Source organism: Microbacterium sp., from assembly GCF_049661145.1.
Lineage (GTDB): Bacteria > Actinomycetota > Actinomycetes > Actinomycetales > Microbacteriaceae > Microbacterium.
In genome coordinates this window covers 1-2,348 of the sequence record NZ_JBASZT010000328.1, presented here as the reverse complement: position 1 = coordinate 2,348, position 2,348 = coordinate 1, and the positions used below count along the sequence as shown (strand labels likewise).

At 67.5% G+C, this 2,348-nt stretch carries 1 protein-coding gene and 1 pseudogene; one reads left to right on the top strand and one right to left on the bottom strand.

The features are described from left to right. Positions 1–527, bottom strand: a pseudogene (locus WBP48_RS13530) (lytic transglycosylase domain-containing protein); the annotation flags it as partial. A gap of 313 nt (positions 528–840) precedes the next feature. Here WBP48_RS13530 and WBP48_RS13525 point away from each other — a divergent pair. Next, positions 841–2,348, top strand: a 1,508-nt coding sequence (locus tag WBP48_RS13525; protein ID WP_424441267.1) for a PTS transporter subunit EIIC, incomplete at its 3' end; no start/stop codon positions are given.

The window sequence follows — 2,348 nt, the reverse complement described above, 5'->3', positions numbered from 1 at the left end:
GCCGCCTGCGCCGCGGCGGCCTCAGCAGCTGCCTTCGCGGCCGCTTCCTCCTCGGCTCTGCGCTGTTTCGCGGCATCCAGGGCCGAGCGCAACGCCGCCGTTTCGGCCCGCACGCGCGACGTCTCGGCGACGGTCTCGGCCGTCAGCGACGGGATCATGAGGGTGGGCGTCACGTCGAGGCCGTCGAGCTTGTCCACCAGCTCGCTGAGCGGTGACGTGTCGACGACAATGTCGTCCGTGCCCACGTCCAGGCCGGATGCCGTGATGTCTTCCGACACCCTGGCCGCACCGGTGATCGCCGCCTTCGCGTCGACCTGCGCGGTCTGCCCATCCGCGGTGATCGCGCTGAGCGGTGCCGACATGGCCTGGGCGACTGTGAGGTGCGACGCGGTGGGTGCATCACCGGCACCGGCCGTATCGCCGGCGGCGACGGAGGGGAGGGCTCCCGACGCGGTAGCGGCGATGCCGACGACAAGACCCACGCTGACGAGCACAGGCATGACGGGGCGAAGGGGAAGGCGGGGCATGGAAAAGTACTTCCGGTGAATCGGCACCGCAGCAACGCAGGGGAGGGCGTGGCGGCGCGCGTCCTCGGGTCGGACACGAAGGTCACAGCTTCACAACGTTTTCTGGGCAACCCCGGCGCAGAACCTGGACAGAACCTGACCGCGCCGCGGGTCCCACCCGTTGCGAAGGCGTCACCGAGAACGGCTCGCGCCGAGACCGTCTTTGACACGGTGATGGCCTACCGACGTGTCGTCGACCCGGGGTAGAGTCACGAACGGAGGCCGCTCTCAGGCCTTTCTCAGCCAGCATCCATTTACTCCGAAGGGGCAGGACATGGCATCGAACTCCGCGGCCGAGATCGTCGAGGCGGTCGGCGGCCCAGGCAACATCGCAAGTCTCACGCACTGCGCGACGCGGTTGCGCTTCCAACTCCACGACGGAGACAAAGCGAGCAAAGATGCCGCCGAGGCGGTCCCGGGCGTCCTCGGAGCCGTGCCGCAGGCCGGCGACCGGTTCCAGGTCGTGATCGGCGGTGGCGTGCAGACCGTCTACAACGAGATCATGGCGCTCCCGGTGATGACAGGTGCCGGCGCCGGCGCAGCACCGGGCGGCGCTGGCGGCGCTGGCGGCGGCGAGACGGATGCCGACATCAAGGCGCGTGAGCGTGCGAAGGGCCCCCGCGGCACCAACGCGTGGCTCGATACGCTGTTCGAGTTCCTCTCCGACTCGTTCCGCCCGATCCTCGGCGCCCTGCTCGGCGCGTCGCTGTTCATCACGTTCATGGCGCTCATGGCGACCCTTGAGGTGATCCCGCCCTGGAACTCTCCCGGTGTGACCCTCGACCCGTCGTGGGCGTTCGTCAACCTGATGTGGCAGTGCGTGTTCGTCTTCTTGCCGCTCATGGTGGCCTACAACGCGTCCGCGAAGATCGGTGCGGACCCGTGGGTGGGCTTCGCGATCATGGCAGTGCTCATGCTGCCCGGATTCGCGGGTCTCGGCGCGGGTGTCGACAAGACGCCGCTGTTCGGCTTCGAGCAGGCGCAGGTCGCGATCGTCCAGATCTGGGGCTTGCCCATGCCGATCGCGGACTACTCGTCGCAGGTGTTCCCGCCACTGCTGATGGCCGCGGTGCTCGGCCCCCTGTACAAGCTGCTCAAGCGGATCATCCCCGAGAACGTGCAGCTGATCTTCGTGCCGTTCCTCGCGATGCTCATCATGATCCCGCTGACGGCGTTCCTCATCGGCCCCATCGGCGTGTACGTCGGAGCGGGGCTTGCCAGCGCGCTGGCCGCGATCAACACCTTCTCGCCGTTCATCTTCGCGATCGTCATCCCGCTGGCATACCCCTTCATGGTGCCGCTGGGTCTGCACTGGCCGATCAACGCGATCATGCTGCTGAACATCCAGACGCTCGGCTACGACTTCATCCAGGGCCCGATGGGCGCGTGGAACTTCGCGTGCTTCGGTGCGACGGCCGGCGTCCTGTTCCTCGCGTGGCGCGAGAAGGACAAGGACATGAAGCAGACCGCCACCGGTGCGCTGGCGGCGGGCCTGCTCGGTGGAATCTCGGAGCCCTCGCTCTACGGCATCCATCTGCGGTACAAGAGGATCTATCCACGCATGCTCGTCGGGTGCCTCACCGGTGGTGTCATCATCGGCGTCGGCTCGCTCCTGCTCGGGCTGCCGCACGGCATCACGACGCAGGCGTTCGTCTTCACGTCGCTGCTGACGATCCCCGCGTTCGACCCGATCGGGCTGTACGTCATCGCGGTCGGCGCCGCGTTCATCGTGGCGATGGTGCTCATCATCATCTCGGGCTACAAGACGCCCGAGGATGCCGC